Origin of the sequence: Paraburkholderia rhynchosiae (genome assembly GCF_002879865.1) — a bacterium.
Lineage (GTDB): Bacteria > Pseudomonadota > Gammaproteobacteria > Burkholderiales > Burkholderiaceae > Paraburkholderia > Paraburkholderia rhynchosiae.
The window spans coordinates 1-18,002 of sequence record NZ_PNXY01000064.1 but is presented as its reverse complement, the minus strand read 5'-3'; the positions used below and the strand labels follow the sequence as shown (position 1 = coordinate 18,002).

19 protein-coding genes and 5 pseudogenes are annotated in these 18,002 nt (G+C 59.0%); 9 read left to right on the top strand and 15 right to left on the bottom strand.

Annotated elements, in window-relative coordinates; all coding sequences use genetic code 11:
• Positions 1-698: 698 nt before the first annotated feature.
• From C0Z16_RS35915 to C0Z16_RS35905, 3 genes are all read left to right on the top strand, one after another.
• Positions 699-1,022, top strand: coding sequence for a hypothetical protein (locus tag C0Z16_RS35915; protein ID WP_102636706.1), 324 nt, complete (start codon positions 699-701; stop codon positions 1,020-1,022).
• Between the two features lie 431 nt (positions 1,023-1,453).
• Positions 1,454-1,747, top strand: a complete 294-nt coding sequence (locus C0Z16_RS35910) for a type II toxin-antitoxin system Phd/YefM family antitoxin (RefSeq protein WP_102636705.1) — start codon at positions 1,454-1,456, stop codon at positions 1,745-1,747.
• Positions 1,701-2,090 carry a type II toxin-antitoxin system VapC family toxin gene (locus C0Z16_RS35905; protein WP_102636704.1) on the top strand — a complete coding sequence of 130 codons (390 nt, stop codon included), beginning with the start codon at positions 1,701-1,703 and terminating at the stop codon, positions 2,088-2,090. The genes C0Z16_RS35910 and C0Z16_RS35905 overlap by 47 nt, the downstream gene beginning before the upstream one ends.
• Before the next feature lie 95 nt (positions 2,091-2,185).
• On the opposite strand, the gene C0Z16_RS35900 is transcribed toward C0Z16_RS35905, so the two are convergent.
• Together C0Z16_RS35900 and C0Z16_RS35895 are read right to left on the bottom strand one after the other, a co-directional pair.
• On the bottom strand, positions 2,186-2,617 hold the full coding sequence (locus C0Z16_RS35900) for a PIN domain-containing protein (protein WP_102636703.1): 432 nt from the start codon (positions 2,615-2,617) through the stop codon (positions 2,186-2,188).
• Positions 2,614-2,857: pseudogene (locus C0Z16_RS35895) on the bottom strand (AbrB/MazE/SpoVT family DNA-binding domain-containing protein). Before C0Z16_RS35895 ends, C0Z16_RS35900 begins: the two are co-directional and overlap by 4 nt.
• Positions 2,858-3,825: 968 nt before the next feature.
• Here C0Z16_RS35895 and C0Z16_RS35890 point away from each other — a divergent pair.
• Positions 3,826-4,035 carry a hypothetical protein gene (locus C0Z16_RS35890; protein ID WP_102636702.1) on the top strand — a complete coding sequence of 70 codons (210 nt, stop codon included), beginning with the start codon at positions 3,826-3,828 and terminating at the stop codon, positions 4,033-4,035.
• Positions 4,036-4,302: 267 nt separating this feature from the next.
• Here C0Z16_RS35890 and istB read toward each other — a convergent pair whose 3' ends face one another.
• Positions 4,303-5,133: an IS21-like element helper ATPase IstB gene (gene istB, locus C0Z16_RS35885; protein ID WP_102636701.1), complete on the bottom strand. Its 831-nt coding sequence runs from the start codon at positions 5,131-5,133 to the stop codon at positions 4,303-4,305.
• Complete coding sequence (istA, locus tag C0Z16_RS35880; protein WP_102636700.1) at positions 5,130-6,659, bottom strand: IS21 family transposase; 1,530 nt, start codon at positions 6,657-6,659, stop codon at positions 5,130-5,132. Before istA ends, istB begins: the two co-directional genes overlap by 4 nt.
• Positions 6,660-6,888: 229 nt before the next feature.
• On the opposite strand from istA, the pseudogene C0Z16_RS39220 reads away from it, so the two are divergent.
• Positions 6,889-6,957, top strand: a pseudogene (locus C0Z16_RS39220) (RNA chaperone Hfq); the annotation flags it as partial.
• A 348-nt stretch (positions 6,958-7,305) separates the two neighbouring features.
• Here C0Z16_RS39220 and C0Z16_RS35870 read toward each other — a convergent pair.
• The 6 genes from C0Z16_RS35870 to C0Z16_RS35835 all read right to left on the bottom strand — a co-directional run bounded on the left by C0Z16_RS35870 (position 7,306) and on the right by C0Z16_RS35835 (position 11,906).
• Positions 7,306-7,641: a hypothetical protein gene (locus tag C0Z16_RS35870; RefSeq protein ID WP_102636699.1), complete on the bottom strand. Its 336-nt coding sequence runs from the start codon at positions 7,639-7,641 to the stop codon at positions 7,306-7,308.
• 86 nt (positions 7,642-7,727) lie between these two features.
• Positions 7,728-7,931, bottom strand: a complete 204-nt coding sequence (locus C0Z16_RS35865; protein ID WP_102636698.1) for a cold-shock protein — start codon at positions 7,929-7,931, stop codon at positions 7,728-7,730.
• 253 nt (positions 7,932-8,184) lie between these two features.
• On the bottom strand, positions 8,185-8,925 hold the full coding sequence (gene phbB, locus C0Z16_RS35860; protein ID WP_102636697.1) for an acetoacetyl-CoA reductase: 741 nt from the start codon (positions 8,923-8,925) through the stop codon (positions 8,185-8,187).
• Positions 8,926-8,987: 62 nt separating this feature from the next.
• Positions 8,988-9,371 carry a hypothetical protein gene (locus tag C0Z16_RS35855; RefSeq protein ID WP_102636696.1) on the bottom strand — a complete coding sequence of 128 codons (384 nt, stop codon included), beginning with the start codon at positions 9,369-9,371 and terminating at the stop codon, positions 8,988-8,990.
• 748 nt (positions 9,372-10,119) lie between these two features.
• Positions 10,120-10,497: a response regulator gene (locus tag C0Z16_RS35845; protein ID WP_102636694.1), complete on the bottom strand. Its 378-nt coding sequence runs from the start codon at positions 10,495-10,497 to the stop codon at positions 10,120-10,122.
• A gap of 1,073 nt (positions 10,498-11,570) precedes the next feature.
• Positions 11,571-11,906 carry a hypothetical protein gene (locus tag C0Z16_RS35835; protein ID WP_244201499.1) on the bottom strand — a complete coding sequence of 112 codons (336 nt, stop codon included), beginning with the start codon at positions 11,904-11,906 and terminating at the stop codon, positions 11,571-11,573.
• Positions 11,907-12,230: 324 nt separating this feature from the next.
• Here C0Z16_RS35835 and C0Z16_RS35830 point away from each other — a divergent pair, with 324 nt between their 5' ends.
• Positions 12,231-12,494: a helix-turn-helix domain-containing protein gene (locus C0Z16_RS35830; RefSeq protein ID WP_102636693.1), complete on the top strand. Its 264-nt coding sequence runs from the start codon at positions 12,231-12,233 to the stop codon at positions 12,492-12,494.
• A gap of 64 nt (positions 12,495-12,558) precedes the next feature.
• Here the strand turns inward: C0Z16_RS35830 and hfq are convergent, their stop codons facing one another.
• Positions 12,559-12,930, bottom strand: a complete 372-nt coding sequence (hfq, locus tag C0Z16_RS39215) for an RNA chaperone Hfq (protein WP_244201501.1) — start codon at positions 12,928-12,930, stop codon at positions 12,559-12,561.
• Positions 12,931-12,936: 6 nt separating this feature from the next.
• Positions 12,937-13,137: pseudogene (locus C0Z16_RS35820) on the bottom strand (cold-shock protein); the annotation flags it as partial.
• Between the two features lie 352 nt (positions 13,138-13,489).
• On the opposite strand from C0Z16_RS35820, the gene C0Z16_RS35815 reads away from it, so the two are divergent.
• Positions 13,490-13,858 (top strand): nuclear transport factor 2 family protein, encoded by a 369-nt coding sequence (locus C0Z16_RS35815; RefSeq protein WP_102636692.1) that lies wholly within the window; start codon positions 13,490-13,492, stop codon positions 13,856-13,858.
• A 192-nt stretch (positions 13,859-14,050) separates the two neighbouring features.
• The gene (locus tag C0Z16_RS38485) at positions 14,051-14,422 is read left to right on the top strand and encodes a hypothetical protein (RefSeq protein WP_175130777.1); all 372 of its coding nucleotides are present in this window, start codon (positions 14,051-14,053) and stop codon (positions 14,420-14,422) included.
• Positions 14,423-15,071: 649 nt separating this feature from the next.
• Here the strand turns inward: C0Z16_RS38485 and phoU are convergent.
• Positions 15,072-15,780: pseudogene (gene phoU / locus C0Z16_RS35800) on the bottom strand (phosphate signaling complex protein PhoU).
• 163 nt (positions 15,781-15,943) lie between these two features.
• Positions 15,944-16,390, bottom strand: coding sequence for a hypothetical protein (locus C0Z16_RS35795; protein WP_102636690.1), 447 nt, complete (start codon positions 16,388-16,390; stop codon positions 15,944-15,946).
• A gap of 71 nt (positions 16,391-16,461) precedes the next feature.
• On the opposite strand from C0Z16_RS35795, the pseudogene C0Z16_RS39210 reads away from it, so the two are divergent.
• Positions 16,462-17,227, top strand: a pseudogene (locus C0Z16_RS39210) (AAA family ATPase); the annotation flags it as partial.
• Between the two features lie 491 nt (positions 17,228-17,718).
• Here C0Z16_RS39210 and C0Z16_RS35775 read toward each other — a convergent pair.
• Positions 17,719-18,002: DapH/DapD/GlmU-related protein (locus C0Z16_RS35775; protein ID WP_279635102.1), on the bottom strand; the 284-nt coding region annotated here is incomplete at its 5' end.

Here is an 18,002-nt window from a genome sequence, read left to right as displayed (position 1 = left end):
GACCTTTGCGGCGAAATCCATCGGGGCCGGCGGGCATGCCCGCGATCGAGTCCGGATATAAGTCCGCAACCACCCTCCTCGCCACGAACAATTACCTTGCAAATGGGAGGCGACCATATAAGAAATGTCGGGTTTAAGGGGTTTGTTTCTAACGCCTTTTGTCTCACACATTGTTGAAGGACGATGCCTGAACTGGCAGGGCGCTTACGTCTGTGTCGATCACCTTTGCAGACCGACGGCCAGGTTTGCGTGGTTGTTGCATTTGCCGCTGCTGCGACTGTTCCAGAATCACACCATTGATATCGGCCTGCGTGAACTCGCGCTGTTTCTTCTTGGTCGACTTCCGCGCACGGCTTTTTGTTTTGCCGCGGGTCCCGGGTTGTCATCCCGGAGGCATTCGAAAGCTTTCGCGGTGACGGATTGCTTCAGGAAGCGTATCGGCGAATCGCCTGGCGTGCGCCGGGTTGCCCGCAGAGCGGGCAGTGCAGAAATCTCTGTCGGCCAGTATCGGTCGGTGAGGACAGTGTGCATATCGCCGGCAATCCGTCTGCAGCGGGGGCGTGTACTCCCTGCTTCAGCCATCAGGGAAGTGCTTCGAGAAATCGGTGCCCCAAGCGGCACAATCATTGCGCCGCTCGCGTCAAGGAGGCGGCGAACGTCTGCGTCCTTATTCGAGCCCGCTAAAGGAGGTACGAATCATGAGCAAGGCAACCAGCGCGTTACTCGCGGCCGTCGCCGCACTCACGCTGTCGGGCGGCGCCTATGCACAGGCCGCCGGAGGCCCCGGCGGCAGCGGTTCCGCAGGCAGCACGGCCAGCCCGGCAAACCAGGTGAACGGCGCAACGGGCGGCTACGGCACGCCAGGCACCACCGGCTCGGACAGCGGTATGTCCGCCAGGGCGCCGAACTCGGGCCTGCCGGCCAGCATCAACAGCAAGTCAACCGCCGGCACCAGCGCTCCCCCGACGAGCAATAACACGCTCGCGACGCCCAGCGTAAAGTCGCCAGTCTCCGGCCAATAACGGCAGTTGAAGAAGAGCGGCAGTGCGATCCGCGCAAGCCCCGGTTAGCTTATCCGGCAACTGGCGTAGAAAGGGCCGCTGCCCTCGTGGACAGCGGTCGTTCATAATTCGATTTGTAAAATCGATCGAATGCTGCGTAAAAATCGTTGAAGCTTCGCCCGTCTGCCGCGCGGACTGCGCGACCGGCCCGGGCTTCGAACCGCGGTGCAGCCGGCGTTCCGACGCGGGCGACTTCAGGCGGCTCCCTCTCCGCTTCAGTCTCAACATTGCGCGCATGTCAGCGGTCCGTCAACTTACCCGTCTCACGGGGGACGCTTGGGCGCCAACACGCCATCTGAGGCAGAGCAAGGTAAAGCCCCACCCGAAGCGCGACTTTCAATGTTTTGCGGGAGGAAAAGGCTTGGAATAAACTAAGTTCATATGGTGCTGCCATGCGTACTTACAACATCCACGATGCCAAGACCAACCTGTCGCGGCTAATCGAGGAAACCGTGAACGGCGGAGAGCCGTTCGTAATCGCTAAGGCCGGCAAGCCATTGGTCAAGGTCGTGCGCGTCGATGCGGAAACCGCAAAGCCGGCGCGGCGCATCGGGTTCCTAAAGGGGCAAATCAAAGTACCCGCAGATTTCGACACCATGGCAGCGGACGAGATCTGCGACATGTTTGAGGGAAGACAAAGTGAGGCTCTTGCTCGATACCCATCTGTTGGTCTGGGCTGCGGCTGACGATCCTGCCTTGTCGAACGAAGCGCGCGCTGCCATCGAGGACGCCGACAACACCCTGTATTTCAGCGTCGCGAGCGTCTGGGAAATTGTCATCAAAAGCGCACTGGGCCGTGAGGACTTTCAGGTCGATGCGCGCGTTCTTCGCAGGAACCTGCTTGATGCTGGTTATCAAGAACTGTCGATTGAAGCACAGCATGCGTTAGAAGTTGCGGCCCTCCCGTCTGTTAACAAGGACCCGTTCGACCGGCTCCTCGTCGGTCAAGCGATGGCAGAAGGAATCGTGTTGTTGACCCACGATGACCAGATAAAGCGATACGACTTCGCGCCAGTACGGTACGTCTAGGGCGATTTTCGTAATACCGGTAGGCCCTCTTCTTCAGCCATAAAAAGCGTCGACGGTACGAACCGCGCGACGCCCGGTGACGAATTGGACGGCGGTCAACTGTGTGATCGGAACGGATTGACCACCGTCAGCCGGTCGAAGATGACCTGGCCCTGTTGCATATCTTCGCTGTAGAGTACTTCGCAATCTTCAAGCAACGCGAAGGCGATGATGCACGAATCGTAGAGCCTGAATCCGTGGTGTTCGGCGATACGGCGTGCTTCCTTGTGGACTTCAAGCGTCAGTGGCACGATCTCGCAAAACTCCTCCACGTCACCCAGGAGAACGTTGATCTCCGGCCACGAGAGCCCCATCTTCCGGCTCATGAGGAGCGTAACCTCGTTCATTACCTGAGTGCTGATGACGGGCATCGGAGCCCCCTGCACCACCAGCGCCTCGGCCCGGTCAGCCTTCGCGGCGTCGCTGGAGAACAGATAGGCAATCACATTGCTATCGACGGCAAATCGCGCCGGTGCCTCAACGGTCATTCAGCGTTTCCCCTTTCGCTGAGCGATTCCCGATCGAACTTGAAGTCGGGCAGGCAGTCGTCCGCGGTACTTGCGCAGGCGCTCGATCCGCTCTGCGACTGTCGGCCTTTTGCTGACCGCAAACGCGCCGGATTGTTCGGCATAGATCTCAATGTCGTCGCCCTCCTTCAAACCCAGTGCCTCGACGACGCTCGCGGGCAGCCGGACGGCAAGACTGTTGCCCCATTTAGCGACATGCATCATTATCTCCAATGGATATACATGCACCGTATTGTATATCCAACCCAATGCTTCTCAGGTGCGAGGGCGGTGCTGACGATTGCGTCGCGGGCGACTATCCGTGAATGTCGCTCGCAAGGACTGGCTCATGCTTTGCCGAGCCCCCACGGCATACCCACCCGCCCAAGGGGTCTTTTTGGTCTCATGGTGCAAGAAGCGCCCGACCTGATCGGCGCCTATCAAGCCTTCGCTGCCCATCCCGCCCGTCTTGACTCGCCATCGGGCACCCCGACGCCTTGTGCCGTTCGAGCGCCGCCTCGCCTCCGATTGCCGGGTAGCGCGTTCTGTAGCGCGCGGATCCGGATCCGGCCGCGTCCTGAACCCGTCATTACGGCGCACATTGCTATGCGATGCATCGCCAGGTCAGGCAAAGCACTTCCATCTGCCGCTTGCGGCACGCGACAGCGACTGGGGCCCGCGTGGATGCCTCTCCCTGCGATTTAACAACGTGTAACTCCTCTTCGGTGCTGTGCAGTGCACAAAAACGGCTCGGCCAGCAGCGGTTATCGAGGGTCGGCAGCCGCACACTGCCGGCCATCAGCTCCCTTGCTACCGGAGGCCTTGCCGTCTAGTATTCACGTAGTTTCTCAGGTTCGCTGTGCACTGCCGCAGGAGCAAACCGATGAGAGCCAGGAGACGACGTGCTGAAAGGACATTGGGTGGCGTCAACCGCGCCCGCACCTGCGCGGTGCTGATGGCGGTCGCGACCCGGAATACAATGCGCCTGGCAGCAGCGGAATGCACCACCGAGGCCGCCTTGCCACACGACGTCGAGCACCGCGAGTCACATGAGCCGTCATCGGAGATTCGTGTCCGTCGGAGGCCGAAGCGGGTGCTTAACTGAACTGGGACGCCCGCAAGTTGGCGGAACCGGGCAGCGCCTTGGGGCAGTCAGCCTAGATGCGCTCTGCCCGCTGAGGAGTTCCGATATGAAACTTGACGCCGCCACTTTCCAACAACTGCGTTGCCTGGCTCCCGTCCTCGACGACATCCTCAATGCAGGCGAGGTCGAGCATGCAGACCAGGCTGTGAATCTCACTGCATTGGCAACCCTGTGCTCACAATTGTTCGACGCGTACCGCCACCTGCATCCGGACGATACGGAGCAGGCATGCCTCGACGCCTTGGAGTCGCGGTAACGCACTTCCTCTGGACTGGCTCGCGGCTTCAGGTATCGCCGGTACAATCAAAGAACCTGTCGCTTTGACCCAGAACATGACCGCACCTCCATACGTTATGGCGCGGCGATCTGGATGAGAAGCGCGCGACAAACAAGATGAGAATGTCGCGGCGAGGTTGATGATGCCGATGTTGATTGACGCTGGCAAGCGGTTGTTGATTGACGCGCGTTTATTGATTGACGCTGACGTGTGTCGCGTTGTTTTGCGCGTCATCTGCTTCCGTCATCATTCGTTCTCGTGAAGCGACGGCACGCCGACATTGTTTGGCGTGGCGAAGTGCGCGGGGCGTCCCGGTCCTTGCTGCTTGCGTTGCAGTGCGGTGCGCCGCCGGTAGCTTTCGACGTTGAGCTCGAAGATGGTTGAGTGATGGACCAACCGGTCGACGGCGGCGATCGTCATGGCGGGGTCGGGGAAGACCTTGTTCCATTCACCGAAGGGTTGATTTGCGGTGAGCAGAAGCGAACGTCGCTCGTACCTGGCGCTGATCAGCTCGAACAACACCGATGTCTCCGCCTGGTCCTTGCTGACGTACGCAAAATCATCCAGGATGAGCAGGTCGAAGCGATCCAGCCGGTTCAGAGCAGATTCGAGAGCCAGCTCGCGGCGCGCGACCTGTAACCGCTGCACGAGGTCGGTGGTACGGGCGAACAGGACCTTCCAGCCCTTCTCGAGCAGGCTCAGGCCGATGGCCGACGATAAGTGCGATTTGCCGCCGCCAGGCGGCCCCATAAGGATCAGATTGGCGCCGTTACGCAACCAGCCGTCGCCAGCGCATAGCGCCGAGACATGTGCTTTGGACACCATCGGCACCGCATCGAAATCGAAGTTCTCCAATGTTTTGCCCGGCAGCAGTTTGGCGTCTCTAAGATGGCGTTCGATACGGCGTCGATCGCGCTCGGCAATCTCGTGTTCGGCCAGCGCCATGAGCAGGCGCGCCGCAGGCCAGCCTTCCTTGTCGGAGCGCTCGGCGAAGGTTGGCCAGATCTGCTTGACCGCGGGAAGCCGCAAATCGTTGAGCAGCAATGACAGGCGGGTGGCGTCGAAATCCTGGCTCATGCTGTTATCTCCATGTTCGCGTCAAGCAGGGCCTCGTAGTCGCTCAACGAAGCCAGTTGCACGTGCACTTGCGGTACGGCCGCCGGATCCGGCGCGAAACGCGAACGCAATTCGTCCAGATCGGGCAGTCGTCCATCGGCCAGGTACTGCTCCAGCGCGTGGGCCACTTGCGCCTCGCAGGTACGCTCGTGGGCGAGGCTCAGCAGCTCCACCATGGTCTTGCACGCCGCGCGCGGAGACAGTTGCTCGCATAGCCGATCGAAAGTCAATCGATAGGCCTCGCGCGGAAAGAGCTGATCGCGGTATACGAGGTTCAGCAGTGCCATCGGCTTGCGGCGCAGCGCATGGATGACGTGCCGGTAGTCGATGACATGACCATGCTTGCCGCTGGCGCCGGGGCGGCCGCGCTCCAGCGTCATCAGGGCCGTGCCGCCCAGGAACAGTTCCAGCCGGTCGTCATACAGCCGCACTCGCAGCCGGTGACCGATCAGCCGCGACGGGACGGTATAGAACACCTTGCGCAATACAAAGCCGCCGGTGGAGGTGACGTACACACGCGTTTCCTCGTAGTCGCTCGTGCGCGTATTGGGCAGAAGCTGCAGGAAGGGATGTTCGGCCTCGATTCGCTTGCCATTGCGCGCGTTGACGCGACTGACGATCTCGTCGATGAAGCAGCGATAGGCTGCGACGTCGGTAAAGTCAACGCTGCCGCGTAGCAACAGCGCGTCACGGATCACGCTCTTGAGGTGGCCGTGGGGGCTCTCGATGGCGCCGTTCTCATGGGCGATGCCGCGGTTGTTGCGCGTGGGCTGCATACCGTAGTGAGCACACAACGCTTGGTAACGCGTGGTCAGATCGTCGCGCGCTTCGCGATCGAGATTGCGAAATGCCGCCGAAAGACTGTCGCTCCGATGCTCGTGCGGCGCGCCACCCAGAGCCCACAACGCGTTCTGCAGCCCTTCGGCAAGCGCGACGTAGCTCTCGCCGCCGAGAATGACGTGAGCGTGCTCAAAGCCCGAGCAGGCCAGGCGGAAGTGGTACAGGCGGTGATCCAGCGCGACGCCGGCCACGGTGACGCCCACGGCTTGCATCTCGGTGAAGTCGGATAGCCCGAGGCGACCGGGTTCGTGCACCTGACGGAACACGACCTCGCGCTCCTCGCCATGGAGTGCCCGCCAGACGCGGATGCGTCGCTCCAGCGTGCGGCGTACACCGCGCGACAAATGCGCATGGCGCCGAAGCATCTCTTCCAGTACTGCCACCGGCCGGATGTCCGGAGCGGACTGCAGCAGCGGAACGACCTCAGCGTCGAATATCTCGGCCAGTGGATCCTCGCGTCGGCGTTCGCGCGGTCCCTTCTTCTGCGATGGTAGCCGTGGATCCTCTTCAATGCGGTAGGCCGTGGCGACGCTGAACCCGGCACGCGCAGCAGCACTGGCCGGCCCGTCCTTGAGTCTGTGCTTCATGTAAAGCCTCATCTGGTGGTCGTTGACGTGTCGGTCCGGGCACCGTGGCCTCCCTGGCATGGAAGGCTCGTTGATACCCGATCCACCGCGACCACCGACAAAGCTCTCCACTGGCGAGAACTTCTCCGGTGCGGCGTGGGGGCAGCGGTTCCGGGCTACGCCCGTTCCCGCTGCCCCCAGGCTACTTCTCTCATCCTGATTGACGCGCTGTTCTCATCTTGATTGCCGCGCGGCAATACGTACAGGACGGTTTTCTCAGACACTCGCAAAGCACAAGCCCCCCGTAAACGTGTTCCTTGTGAACGGCATCAGACTGAGCGGTCAACTGGCCGGCTTTGCCCAGTTTGCAGCGCTATTGGAGTCTGGCCCAGGCGTGCAACTTGTTTTCAAGCATGCAATTTCGACAGTGACGCAGGTCAATGACAACGTCACGGCACGCGGGTTCCGGCGCGGCGGTGAGTCGGGAGGAGCCGAACAACTTGTTAGCTCGCGTCCGATGAGAACTGTCATGACATGCTGCGGTCTGCGCTTGACCTGCGCATGGCGGTATCAACCTTCAACCGTCGACACAATTCGACGCCGTCAATATGCGGCATCATCCAGTCGGCCACAATCAGACCGGGCTCTCGATGGCAGCTACGGCGAGCGCCGCCTGTCCATCCCTGGCCGTGAGCACAAGGTATCCTTCCTGCTCTGCCAGCGCGATTCACCCGTCGTAGAGGTCGCGGCACGGCCCGTCATATCGAACGTCGAGCGACGACCCGTCCTTGAAAACGAGTCGCTTCACGACTCCGGAATCTTGGACTCTCTGAACGGCGTCCCGCTCCACGAAGACGCCCGGGCGTTCGTCGGGTAGAACCAGCTGCATCAACGGACCGTACTTTTGCATGGCGTTGAAGAAGCTGGGCTCCAATGAAGGTTCTATCACACCAAGCCAGTAAACCAGGGCTGCGCCAGGATTTCGGACGTCGCGTGCGAGAAAGCGCAACGTCTTGCGGGTAACCTGGTAGGACGAGGATTCGATATGCGGCACGTCGTGCATGCGGGTCTCCGGCTGGTTGTCCGTACGTTTTGAGAATTGGACCGCATAACGGCCCGTTCATCGCGACGAGCCAAGTGTCGGGCTTGTTACAGCGGCTTGATGTTGGCAGCCTGCTTGCCCTTCGGCCCCTGCTTCACGTCGAAGCTGACCTTCTGATTCTCCTGCAATGATTTGAAGCCGCTGCCCTGAACCTCAGAGAAGTGGGCGAACAGGTCTTCTCCGCCGTCGTCCGGCGTGATAAAGCCGAAGCCCTTGGCATCGTTAAACCACTTTACAGTTCCGGTTGTCATATTCACTCCGCAAAAGTTTAATGTCGCATTCGCATTCGCGTTTGCTGGATTTCCCAGCGCGCCGAATCAGGGGGAAGGCCTCACCACGCTGACACTGTCTTCGCGAGTCACATCGGTCGTCGATGTCACGACCGGCCCAGTATTACGCCATGAGTGTGGGCGCCGCGAAGCCGCTTGCATCTCGTCGTCACCTTGGCGAAAACGCAGGCCGGGACTTCTAGCGGCCTGCGCGGACCACGCGTCCAAAGAGACCTCAACCCATGTGAAGCCCACCGTTGAGCGAAAAATCAGCACCGGTCGCAAAGCCGGACTCATTGCTGGCGAGCCAAGAGACAATTGAAGCAATTTCCGACGCCTCTCCGAGACGGCGCACCGGAATGCCCTGAATGATTGCGTCCAGTACTTCAGGACGCACCGCACGAACCATATCCGTGCCGATGTATCCGGGCGAAACCGTATTCACCGTGATGCCCTTCGTCGCTACCTCCTGCGCAAGCGACATCGTAAAGCCGTGAATGCCTGCCTTCGCAGTGGCGTAGTTGGTCTGGCCAAACTGTCCTTTCTGTCCATTCACGGATGAGATGTTGATGATTCGCCCCCACTCCCTGCTCACCATCTCCTCGATGACCTGCTTGGTGACATTGAAGAGGCTCGTCAGGTTCGTATCAATGACATCGTTCCAGTTCTCCATCGACATCTTCCGGAACGTGCCATCCCGCGTGATGCCGGCGTTATTCACCAGCACATCAATTTCGCCGACGTCCTTCTTCACCCTGGCAAATGCCGCCACCGTAGACTCCCAGTCACCGACATTCCCTTCTGATGCGGTGAACGAAAAGCCAAGCGCCTCCTGCTCCTTCAACCATCTTTCCCGCCGGGCAGAGTTGGGCCCACAACCGGCGACGACCGTGAATCCGTCCTTGAACAACCGCTGAGAAATTTCTGTACCAATTCCACCCATGCCGCCGGTGACATAAGCGATTCGCTTTGACATGTTCTTCCCTCGGTTGTTGCGGTTAAGAATTGAAACTTGAAGTTCGCCTGCAAATATGCGGCTCACGCTGCTTCGCGCGCCCTAGCCTCCCGTGAGTCCGCGCTTTGCCGCTTCCGGGAGGCAGGTTTGCGAGCAGACACAGATACTGGCGGCGCGCTGGGTACCTCTTCTGGCAAACGGCCGCGCTCAATAACGTGCTGGAGCACCTTGCCCGCCAGCGGCTTCTCACGCTGCTCCAGTCTTCTGAGCAGGACGTGTGCAAATGATTTCAGGTCGTCGCGTCCGTACGCGGCCTCGAACTCCAGAATGGTTTCCGAGACCGCAGCGAACATGCTTTCCTCGTACAGCGTGCTCGCGATATGCGAGGCGCCTCGCGACAACTCCATCTCGTACTTACGGAGATGCGGTGCCTGGTCGAATGCCGCATCCTGTTTAACTGCCTTCACCTTGATTCCCTCCGGGTTTGCGGAAGAGACGCCTGCTGTGCCTCATCCGAAATGCGTGCAACTGCATCACTGCGAGTGCGACGCCGACCGGGCTGCGAACTTCAGAACGTACGGGAATCCACGGAGCACAAATTCCCCTGTCCCGCGATTCCCGCGAACTGCGAATCAGGCGACCGGAGGCTGCCCCGTGCAAAGCCAGTGAACATCGAGATGGAGGACGGCGGCGAGGCGCGTACAAGCGTTCAGCGGCGGCACGGTAATTCCGCGTCGCCAATATTGCACGTCATATTCGCTCACACCCAGCCACTTCGCTGCGCGTGCCGAGCTGACGCCAGCTCGTTTTAGTGCCCTGTCAAGGCGTGCGGCCAAGGCCCGCCTCAGGCGGTCGTTCCCGGCACTACGTTCGAGGTGACCGGTACGTTGAGTATGTCGGTTCATTTGTCTAGCTTCTCTCAGATTATATTTTTTGCAATTCAGCACCGGTTCTTTTCGTGCCGGCCGAATCTACATATTTGTCTTGACGGCCTCATGACGCCATGTTGCTTTCTCGCCGGCACGCCGGTTGGCGTTAATAGTTGCGAGAACAACTATTCCTTCGCGTGTGCAGTGGCGCCAACCCATAAGTAAATGTTCACGTTGCCGTTACACACATACGACAAAAAGGTCGTCCAAGCCATCCGGACAGGCACAATCCTGGCTTGCGTTTAGCTCGGCCTTGAGGTGAGCGCATCTGACAGCCAAGCAATCCCTAGGCGGCCAGGAGAGTGCTCGCATCACCACAACCTTGAGCATCTTCAATCACTTGCAAAAGTGCCTCGAGGGAGAACGGCTTCTGCAGACAGACATCGAAAAGCCGCGTGAGCCCGCCGTCGTCACTGTCTCCAGTCATGGAGACAATGAAGGGCCGGTCCGCGAAAGGCGTATTGACAATCGACCGTGCGACGGCACTTCCTTTGATTCCGGGCAGGTTCTCGTCAAGCAGGACCAGTTCGAAAGCGCGGCAGCCAAGCAGCGAGAGCGCGCTTTCTCCGTCTTCCACCAGGGTGGTGCGGTGACCGTAGCAGTCCAGCAGGAAAGCCAGACTGTCCGCGACCACGTCATTATCTTCGACGACCAGCACGTCCATTCAATGTCTCCTTAATGCAAAACATCGGGTTAACATTGATTCGTATTATTATATTATCGCAACGATTTCGGATGGCTTACGTATGTTAAATGGTTATGCGCCACTCCACTAGGTGTTTAGGTTAAAAATAGCAGCACGAACGTCCGTGAGTTTGGCGACGGCCCGCCCAAATTCTTATGTATGTACGCTGACGTACCTCGGTAAGCAGCACTGTTTAGCCGCATGATAGAAACTTCGCGCGACGAACCGTCTGTTTCCGCTGCAACCGGTATCTTCCGGCTTTCCTCGCACGGGCGGACGGTGGGATGCGTTATTCAGGAAAAGTCGTGCGCCTTACGCGATGTATGGCGACACCGCTCCGGTGTCAGGCAGGAGCCGCAAAGAAATTTGAAAAGCGCTAGCGACATGCCGTATCAGACAGAAAGGCAAGGAGCGCAGACACCTTCACTTCGTCATCGATTCCAGGCCAGAACCATTGCAAACGGTCCATCGAGATAGCAAATTGTTCGCGCTCAGCTGGCGTTGCTGTCGCCAAAAAGTAGAAACCAGTTCAATGGGAATCGGACAGCCCGACCGTCGACAGGTCCAGAAGCAAATGCGTGCTGTCGAAACGCACGTCAACTGCTGCACCGCGCATGCTTACCTCTCAGCTGGGGGACAGGTTACAAGACAGGTCGTAGCTCGGCGGCGTTGAAGAAAGAGCGTCCGACGACGCGAGTCAGCACTACCTGAATTGCCGACCGCCTGAAGCTTTGACGTTAAGCAAGGCCCGAAGGGTAAGCAGGCGGCAAAAATCTATCCCAGCCGACACCTCAGCGCAACTCGCTGACACGCAAAAGAATGGTCCGCCCCAGCGGACCATTCTTTCTTCAGCTATGTGCCGTGACACGGTCTCCTTGCGTCTGTTGGTCTCGGCGAGCCTGGTAACAGACGTGGGCGGACATGACGTGCGCCCGAACGACCGACCAGCGCACACGAGAGCTGGGCTTGTCCGGTAGCGGCCGGGTCCAAGTGTGTGGCCAAGCGCGTTAGCTCGCCGCGCCGTGCGACCACGGGTTCAACGTTCCTTCAAATTATTGCTTCGCCGCCTTCGCCGCTTTTGCTGCTTTCTTGACTACCTCGTCAGCCGCTTCGGTCACCTCCGATGCGGCTTTTGTTGCGGCGTCCAGGTTACTTTGCGCGACTTCGACTGCCTGCTTCGTGGCCTTTTGCACGCTTTCCTGAGCGGTGTCGGCCAGCGTGACGACTTGTTTCAGAAATGCGATTGTGGCTTCAGAGCCGACCGGGGCGTTTTGCGCGAGATTCTCGACGAACGATTGAACCTGGCGGCTGACCCCTGAATCTGGATACGGCGAAAACGACGCTTGCCGACTGGCACCAACACGAGCAGGCCGAACAGATGCCGACATTCGGGTAAGTTTTCCGACGGATGTACGTCTGCGAGCGTTGTCATCGCGCTGCTACTTCACCCGAAGAAAGCGGGGAGTGACTTCTGGCCACGTACGGGATAGGGAAACGGCATCCGGGTCGATTACACCGGACATTTAAAGCGTTAATTCAAAGCGGGGAAGACGCGCCGCAAGGGCATTAGGTGCAGTGAAGTTCAGGCGACCGACATGCCAGCCCGTTTGATGGGTGTTCGACTGCAAGCATCAACATCGAAGTCGTGTCACACCTTCGTAGCTGAAGTCCCTAGGTTTGGTCAGGATGAGTTACACGGAGCATTGCATGTCATGAATCGTCGTCTGAATCTAGATGTCCATCTGCAAGGCACTCTCAAACACAACGGTTCGAGGCGGGCCTTCGCAACGCGACTGGACATGACCATCAAGCGCGCCAAGGTGACCTCCGGTCGGGTGGCCAGGTCACTCGGCGTACCGGAACACGAGGTGACCCTTTGGCGCGCCGGAGTTACCGTTCCGAAGAGCACGGATTGTGCACGCCTGTCTGAACTTCTCGACGTGGACGTCGTCTGGCTATGCGCAGGTCAAGCGTAAGCGACAGCATGTCATGGCAGTTCTCACCGGACACGGCCTCGCACGCGGTGCGGCCTGTCGCCACTCACCGGCACCTCGGTCGGGTACGTGCCTGACTTCTGCCATTGGCCGGCAGCACGGTCGAAATGGCATGCTTGAAGACAAGTCGCGCACCCGGAACAGACTCGAGCAAAACCGCAAACTGGTCAAAGGCGGCCAGTTGACCGCTCAGTCTGATGCCGTTCACGAGGAACACGTTTACGGTGGTCTTGTCGTTCAAGTCGAAGCAATTGGCGTCCGAGTCATGCGTGATGACGCCACCGCGCGCTTCGCATTGACTTCCAATCTCCGTGCTGAGTGGCGGATTATGCTTCTTCGACAGGCGCTCTTGCTCGACTCCACCTTGAACGCAGAATGCTTGACGCACCGGCGCCGTGGCGGCAAAGAGACAGACCATCTCCTGGACTGGTTTGACATTCGCAGCTTGCTTGCCCTTCGGCCCTATCTTCACGTCGAAGCTGACCTTCTGATTCTCTTGCGGCGACTTGAACCCTTCTGCGCTGATTTCCGAAAAATGAGCGAAAAGGTCTTCACCCCTGCCATCCGGCGTGATGAAACCCAAACCCTTCGCAGCATTGAACCACTTTACGGTACCTGTTGCCATCATTGTGTCCAAAATCGAAAAGCCTGGCGGCTTCAGGTATCGCCGGTACAAGGACCTATCGCTGTGACTTCGAACATTGCCGAACGACCAAGCGTACAAGACGATTTTTTGCAGATGCTCTCGGCGTGGGTCTGTCTGCTCTCGCATCGACGCTTTCACCTTCCGCTGTGAAACTGGCACGCGGAGCAACTTCACGAGTAGCTATGGCGCATTGAGCGCGCCCTCGTGAGGTTATGCCGCTGCTTAAAATTGAAAATCTCGCGCACTTGCCTAATATCACTGGAGTCAGTCTCCTGGCACTGGCGACGTTGTTCCATTTGCTTTTCTCGCCAGGTCCGAAAGGAGAAAAGACATGGATACAACCCGTGAGTTGAGCGCCATCGGTAAGACAATACAGGATTATTTCGACGGAATGCATCTCGGCGATACCAAGCTGCTTCGGATGGCGTTTCATCCCCACGCGTATCTGTTCGGATACTACCAGGGTCCGTTTTCCCGCTTTTCGCTAGAGGAGTGGATGGAGGAAGTCGAAAGCACACCGAAACCCGCCGAGAGCGGCGAAGCTTTTGACATGCGCATTGTCTCAACCGACGTCACCGGCCGCGTCGCAATGACGAAGGTGGTGGTTCTTTACGAGGGTTTGAGATTTACGGACTATTTAACGCTGATTAAGTTTGAAGACGACTGGAAAATCATCAATAAGGCATACCATCACGAGTGAGTCCGGTGGCATCAAGACCGGGATTTCTCATTTGACAACGAGGTCTAGCTGTCGCATACGAAGAAGGGGACCAGGTTCGTTCCTCCGTGTGACGTCGACAATGGCGACAAAGTGGGAGACTCGAATGCTGCTCGCCTTTTTCGAGGCGGTCATCGAAGGAGCGGGTGCGAGCCGCTCGCATCCGAGACAGTAATGCGTTCGTACGCCGGGGAAATTTATATCGGTCTGCCGTTCGACGAGATCGACGCCCGGTATCACAAGCTTCAGGCGTTTCTCGATTATCCGGATGGTACAGCGCGCTTTGACGACGTCAGACTGTTCATCGTCACTCTGCAGCTTGCCTTGGACAACGCGCACCACGACGAAACTGGGTTTTGGGACCGCTGGGCCGACAACTATAATCGGCAAATCCCCTTTTCCGAAACGACCGCGACCCATGCTCGAGGACTCTTCGAGGCAGAGCACATCGGCGACCTGACGGACGACGAGCTGCGGAACAACCAGCCCCCGATACTGCTGGGTCGAAGGCGACTACCTCAAGTGCAATGGCCCGGAAGACGGTGACTGCGGTGACGGCGAGGATTTCCACGATTAAGCCTGCTGGCGCGGCCAGTAGTTGCCGCAGATGTTGTTAATCTCGATCCATGCGGCCTCGCCACGCGCGCGCCGCGTTGCTTGCACCATCTCCCGAAAAGCGATGGGCCAAGCGTCTGCTTGTGCGGCTGCAGCCCCTGTCAGGCGTCGACTTCATCCTCGGCCGGGAACGTGTCACGCAGGCGTAGCCAAAGCGCGTCACGCTCTGCCTCGCATGGTCCTTGACGTAGCAGAACGCAATTGCCTCGACGGCGCACGTTCTGGTCACTTCGTAGCCGAACGTGTTCCGTGCCCAGGCCAACGCAGGCTCAGCGTGCTCATCATCGACGCGATGAACGCCACCGAACCGACAACAGCAGGATGGAGGATGGCAGTAGCCCAAGCTACCCCAGAGAGGATGTCTTATGCAAGCGTCTGCCGCTCACATGGTTAAGCGCCTTTGTGGGAATCGGCGCGTCATTTCCGCAACGGATACCCGTAGCGCTGGCCAGAATCATGGCCACGGCTACACCTGCAACCAGGGGGTGAATGCGGCCAAGCGATTCGCTATAACGGAAAACGTGACGCCATCCACCCAAGGACCTGCCGGGCAGTGTCATCGCTGACGACAACGGAATAATTATTCGCTGAAGGCTTCGTGTTCGAGTTGTTCGCGAGAAACGTGGCGCACGTCCTTGCCCTTGACGACGTAGATGATGATTTCCGCTATGTTCGTCGCATGGTCGCCGATGCGTTCAACGGCCTTCGCGATGAAAAGGTGGTCCAGCGCAATGGCGACCACTCGCGGGTCGTCCATCGTGGAAGTCACCAACTTCTGTATGACCGCACGAAATTGTTCATCGATGGCGTCATCGTCGCGGACGATTTGTGCGGCGGAAACTGTATTGAGGCGCGCGAACGCATCAAGCGCACGGCGGAGAATAGTTATGGCCATCTCACCGGATAGCGCGATTTCCGTGATATTGATGGCCAGTGCATTGGGGTCTTCTGCAATTCGTCGGGTCCGCTTCGCGACCTTCCGCGCTTCATCCCCAGCACGCTTCGAGGTTCGTGACGGTCTTCGATATGGCCATCAGCAGACGCAGGTCGCGTGCAGCCGGCTGGTACCGCGCGATGATATTGATGCACTTTTCATCGACTTCCGCTTCGAGGGCATTGAGTCGACGCTCGTCTATGATGATTCTGACGACCAGGTCCAAATCGAGGTGGTCCAGCGCGTGCATCGCATTGACGACTTGCGATTCAACGATGCCGCCCATCTCAAAGACCTTGGACAATATCCCTTTGATGTCGGCGTCGAATCGACTGGAAAGGTTGTTATCCGTCATCGGAACTCCTGTCAGCCGACAAAGCTGTTTTGTAGTTGCCCCTCGGTTTCATGCCCACTGCAGCACGGAAGGTACGGTGGCACAAGCTCCACGAAACGTGCGCATGCATCCAGCGCAGCGGCGAGACCCGGGCTGCAGGGGTGCCCGTTCGGAGCATGTGCAGCTATGAGTTTGCTGGCCGACCGGTCTTGACGGTTTCGACTGCAGAAACAGCTGCCAGGAGACTCTCGGGGGTGGGAGCTGAATCCAGTAGAAGCAGGCCAGCGCGAAGAAGCTCACTTTTTTTCACCGAGACGCCTGCGTCAAGACACTTCTGTTTCAGCGCCCCGATTTTCTCGTAGTCGGACTTCGGCATCGTGAAGCTGTCGCGCACGACCTTCTCCTTCTTCGCGCGTTCCGCTTTCACTTCTGTTCCTGGACTGAACTGTGCGGTTTCAACGGGTCTCGCACGCTTCTGTTTGTCGGCCTCCGTCGGGGCCGGCTGGGCATCTCGTGCTGCAGCCGCGCTCTTCTCATCCGCCGGCTTCTCATCGGCTTTTGCATGGCCATTGGCATTCTTCGGAAAGTGAAAGGCCTTCTTCGTCGGTTTCCTGACGCTGGCTTGACTCATGACTATCTCCAGACACCCGATGATGCGATCGACGGCGACGACCGAACGCGCACCATGCTGTTCGGTATGCCATGTCGCTTAAAATTCCGCGCCCAGTCGATCCATCGCTGCACCCACTCGTCACCGGCAACTATCGTCTGGCGACGCCAGCAATCGAGGCATTCTACGAGCTCGTCACGCGCTGCCTGCGCTACCGCATCATGGGCGCGCTCATCTATGGGCCATCGCGGGTTGGTAAAACGCGGGCCATTGAAACCGTTCGGCTCACCTGAAGATAACAACCTATCATGCGCAATGCGAACACAAGCCACGGCATGCTGAGGGGCCCTTCTTCGCGACTCTGCTGGAGTCCGTAGGCGATCACGCACCCAACGCCGGCACCAGTTCGGCCAAACGTTCGCGCCTGTCATTGCGTATTCGCGAGGCCGCTGCGCGCTCGGGAAGCAGTGCTGTGCTCATGTTCCTCGACGAGGCCCAGAGGTTCAATGAAAATGAATACGAGTGGCTTCGAGACGTGCATGACGTGCTTGATCGCCAGCAGATCAAGCTCTTCACGTTTCTCGTCCGGCAGGAAGAACTACTCGCGCAGAAGACCGCATTGCAGCTTGCGGGCAAGACGCAGATCGTCGCGCGCCTCATGGTCGACGAACTCGCGTTCTATGGCAGCCGCAATGCCCACGACGTCGCGACATGCCTGAATGGTTACGATCAGACGGCCTACCCCGAAGGGACGCCCTGGAGCTTCACACGCTTTACGTGCCCGAGGCGTTTGACGCCGGCTATCGCCCGGTGAGCGACGCCCGCCAGCTGTGGCAGACGTTCGAGGCTGAACATCACTGGCGCAGGCGAATTTCCACAGAATCGAGACGAGCGATTCGCCCGCCAGGAGCCACTCGGTCCTGAACCCCCTTACCGGCGGCCTTCCAGACTGCCATTCGTCGAATGTCAGAATTGGGAAGCGAACTGCCATGAGTGTTTCGCCGGTACGCTGTTGCGAGCACGCGTCCGGTTGCATGGCGGGACTGGATATAGCCGCAATGATGAACAGCGTGGGTCCACAAAGCCGGCTCCGGGCAGTAACCCGGCGCATGCTTCGTTTTACATCAGCGTGATTTCGTCCATGACGCTCGCCGCTATCTGCGACCGAACTGCTTATCGTAGTACGGCCGCTGGGACGGGGCTGCCCATGTCACTATGTCGTAGCCTGAGCGTTTTGCGGCTCATGGTCGGGTGCCGGCTTTGACTGCCTGAATCCATCGTGGCCCAACCCAGAACGATCACCATGAGCATGCGCGAACCGGATCGGCTTAAGGTCACCCAGGCGCCCATCAGCCTTTCTTCGTCACCGGCCGTACGTAGCCCGTCTTGCTGGTTTGCGTCTTGTCGTTCAGGACCAGCGCGTCGGCTTCGACGTCCTTCCAGACGGTCGTGCCCGCCGCGATCGTCGCGCCGCGCTTCACTCGCACCGGCGCAACCAGTTGCGTGTCCGACCCGACGAACACGTCATCTTCGATGATTGTGCGAAATTTGTTCGCACCGTCATAGTTGCACGTGATGGTGCCCGCGCCGATGTTCACTCGCGCGCCGATATCCGAGTCGCCGATGTAGGTGA

Excerpts from the sequence above, each read along its gene's own strand:
- C0Z16_RS35915 (WP_102636706.1), top strand. The coding sequence starts at position 699 with ATGAGCAAGGCAACCAGCGCGTTACTCGCGGCCGTCGCCGCACTCACG.
- C0Z16_RS35910 (WP_102636705.1), top strand. The coding sequence starts at position 1,454 with ATGCGTACTTACAACATCCACGATGCCAAGACCAACCTGTCGCGGCTA.
- C0Z16_RS35900 (WP_102636703.1), bottom strand. The coding sequence starts at position 2,617 with ATGACCGTTGAGGCACCGGCGCGATTTGCCGTCGATAGCAATGTGATT.
- C0Z16_RS35890 (WP_102636702.1), top strand. The coding sequence starts at position 3,826 with ATGAAACTTGACGCCGCCACTTTCCAACAACTGCGTTGCCTGGCTCCC.
- istB (WP_102636701.1), bottom strand. The coding sequence starts at position 5,133 with ATGAGCCAGGATTTCGACGCCACCCGCCTGTCATTGCTGCTCAACGAT.
- istA (WP_102636700.1), bottom strand. The coding sequence starts at position 6,659 with ATGCCAGGGAGGCCACGGTGCCCGGACCGACACGTCAACGACCACCAG.
- C0Z16_RS35870 (WP_102636699.1), bottom strand. The coding sequence starts at position 7,641 with ATGCACGACGTGCCGCATATCGAATCCTCGTCCTACCAGGTTACCCGC.
- C0Z16_RS35865 (WP_102636698.1), bottom strand. The coding sequence starts at position 7,931 with ATGACAACCGGAACTGTAAAGTGGTTTAACGATGCCAAGGGCTTCGGC.
- phbB (WP_102636697.1), bottom strand. The coding sequence starts at position 8,925 with ATGTCAAAGCGAATCGCTTATGTCACCGGCGGCATGGGTGGAATTGGT.
- C0Z16_RS35845 (WP_102636694.1), bottom strand. The coding sequence starts at position 10,497 with ATGGACGTGCTGGTCGTCGAAGATAATGACGTGGTCGCGGACAGTCTG.
- C0Z16_RS35835 (WP_244201499.1), bottom strand. The coding sequence starts at position 11,906 with ATGTCGGCATCTGTTCGGCCTGCTCGTGTTGGTGCCAGTCGGCAAGCG.
- C0Z16_RS35830 (WP_102636693.1), top strand. The coding sequence starts at position 12,231 with ATGAATCGTCGTCTGAATCTAGATGTCCATCTGCAAGGCACTCTCAAA.
- hfq (WP_244201501.1), bottom strand. The coding sequence starts at position 12,930 with ATGGTCTGTCTCTTTGCCGCCACGGCGCCGGTGCGTCAAGCATTCTGC.
- C0Z16_RS35815 (WP_102636692.1), top strand. The coding sequence starts at position 13,490 with ATGGATACAACCCGTGAGTTGAGCGCCATCGGTAAGACAATACAGGAT.
- C0Z16_RS38485 (WP_175130777.1), top strand. The coding sequence starts at position 14,051 with ATGCGTTCGTACGCCGGGGAAATTTATATCGGTCTGCCGTTCGACGAG.
- C0Z16_RS35795 (WP_102636690.1), bottom strand. The coding sequence starts at position 16,390 with ATGAGTCAAGCCAGCGTCAGGAAACCGACGAAGAAGGCCTTTCACTTT.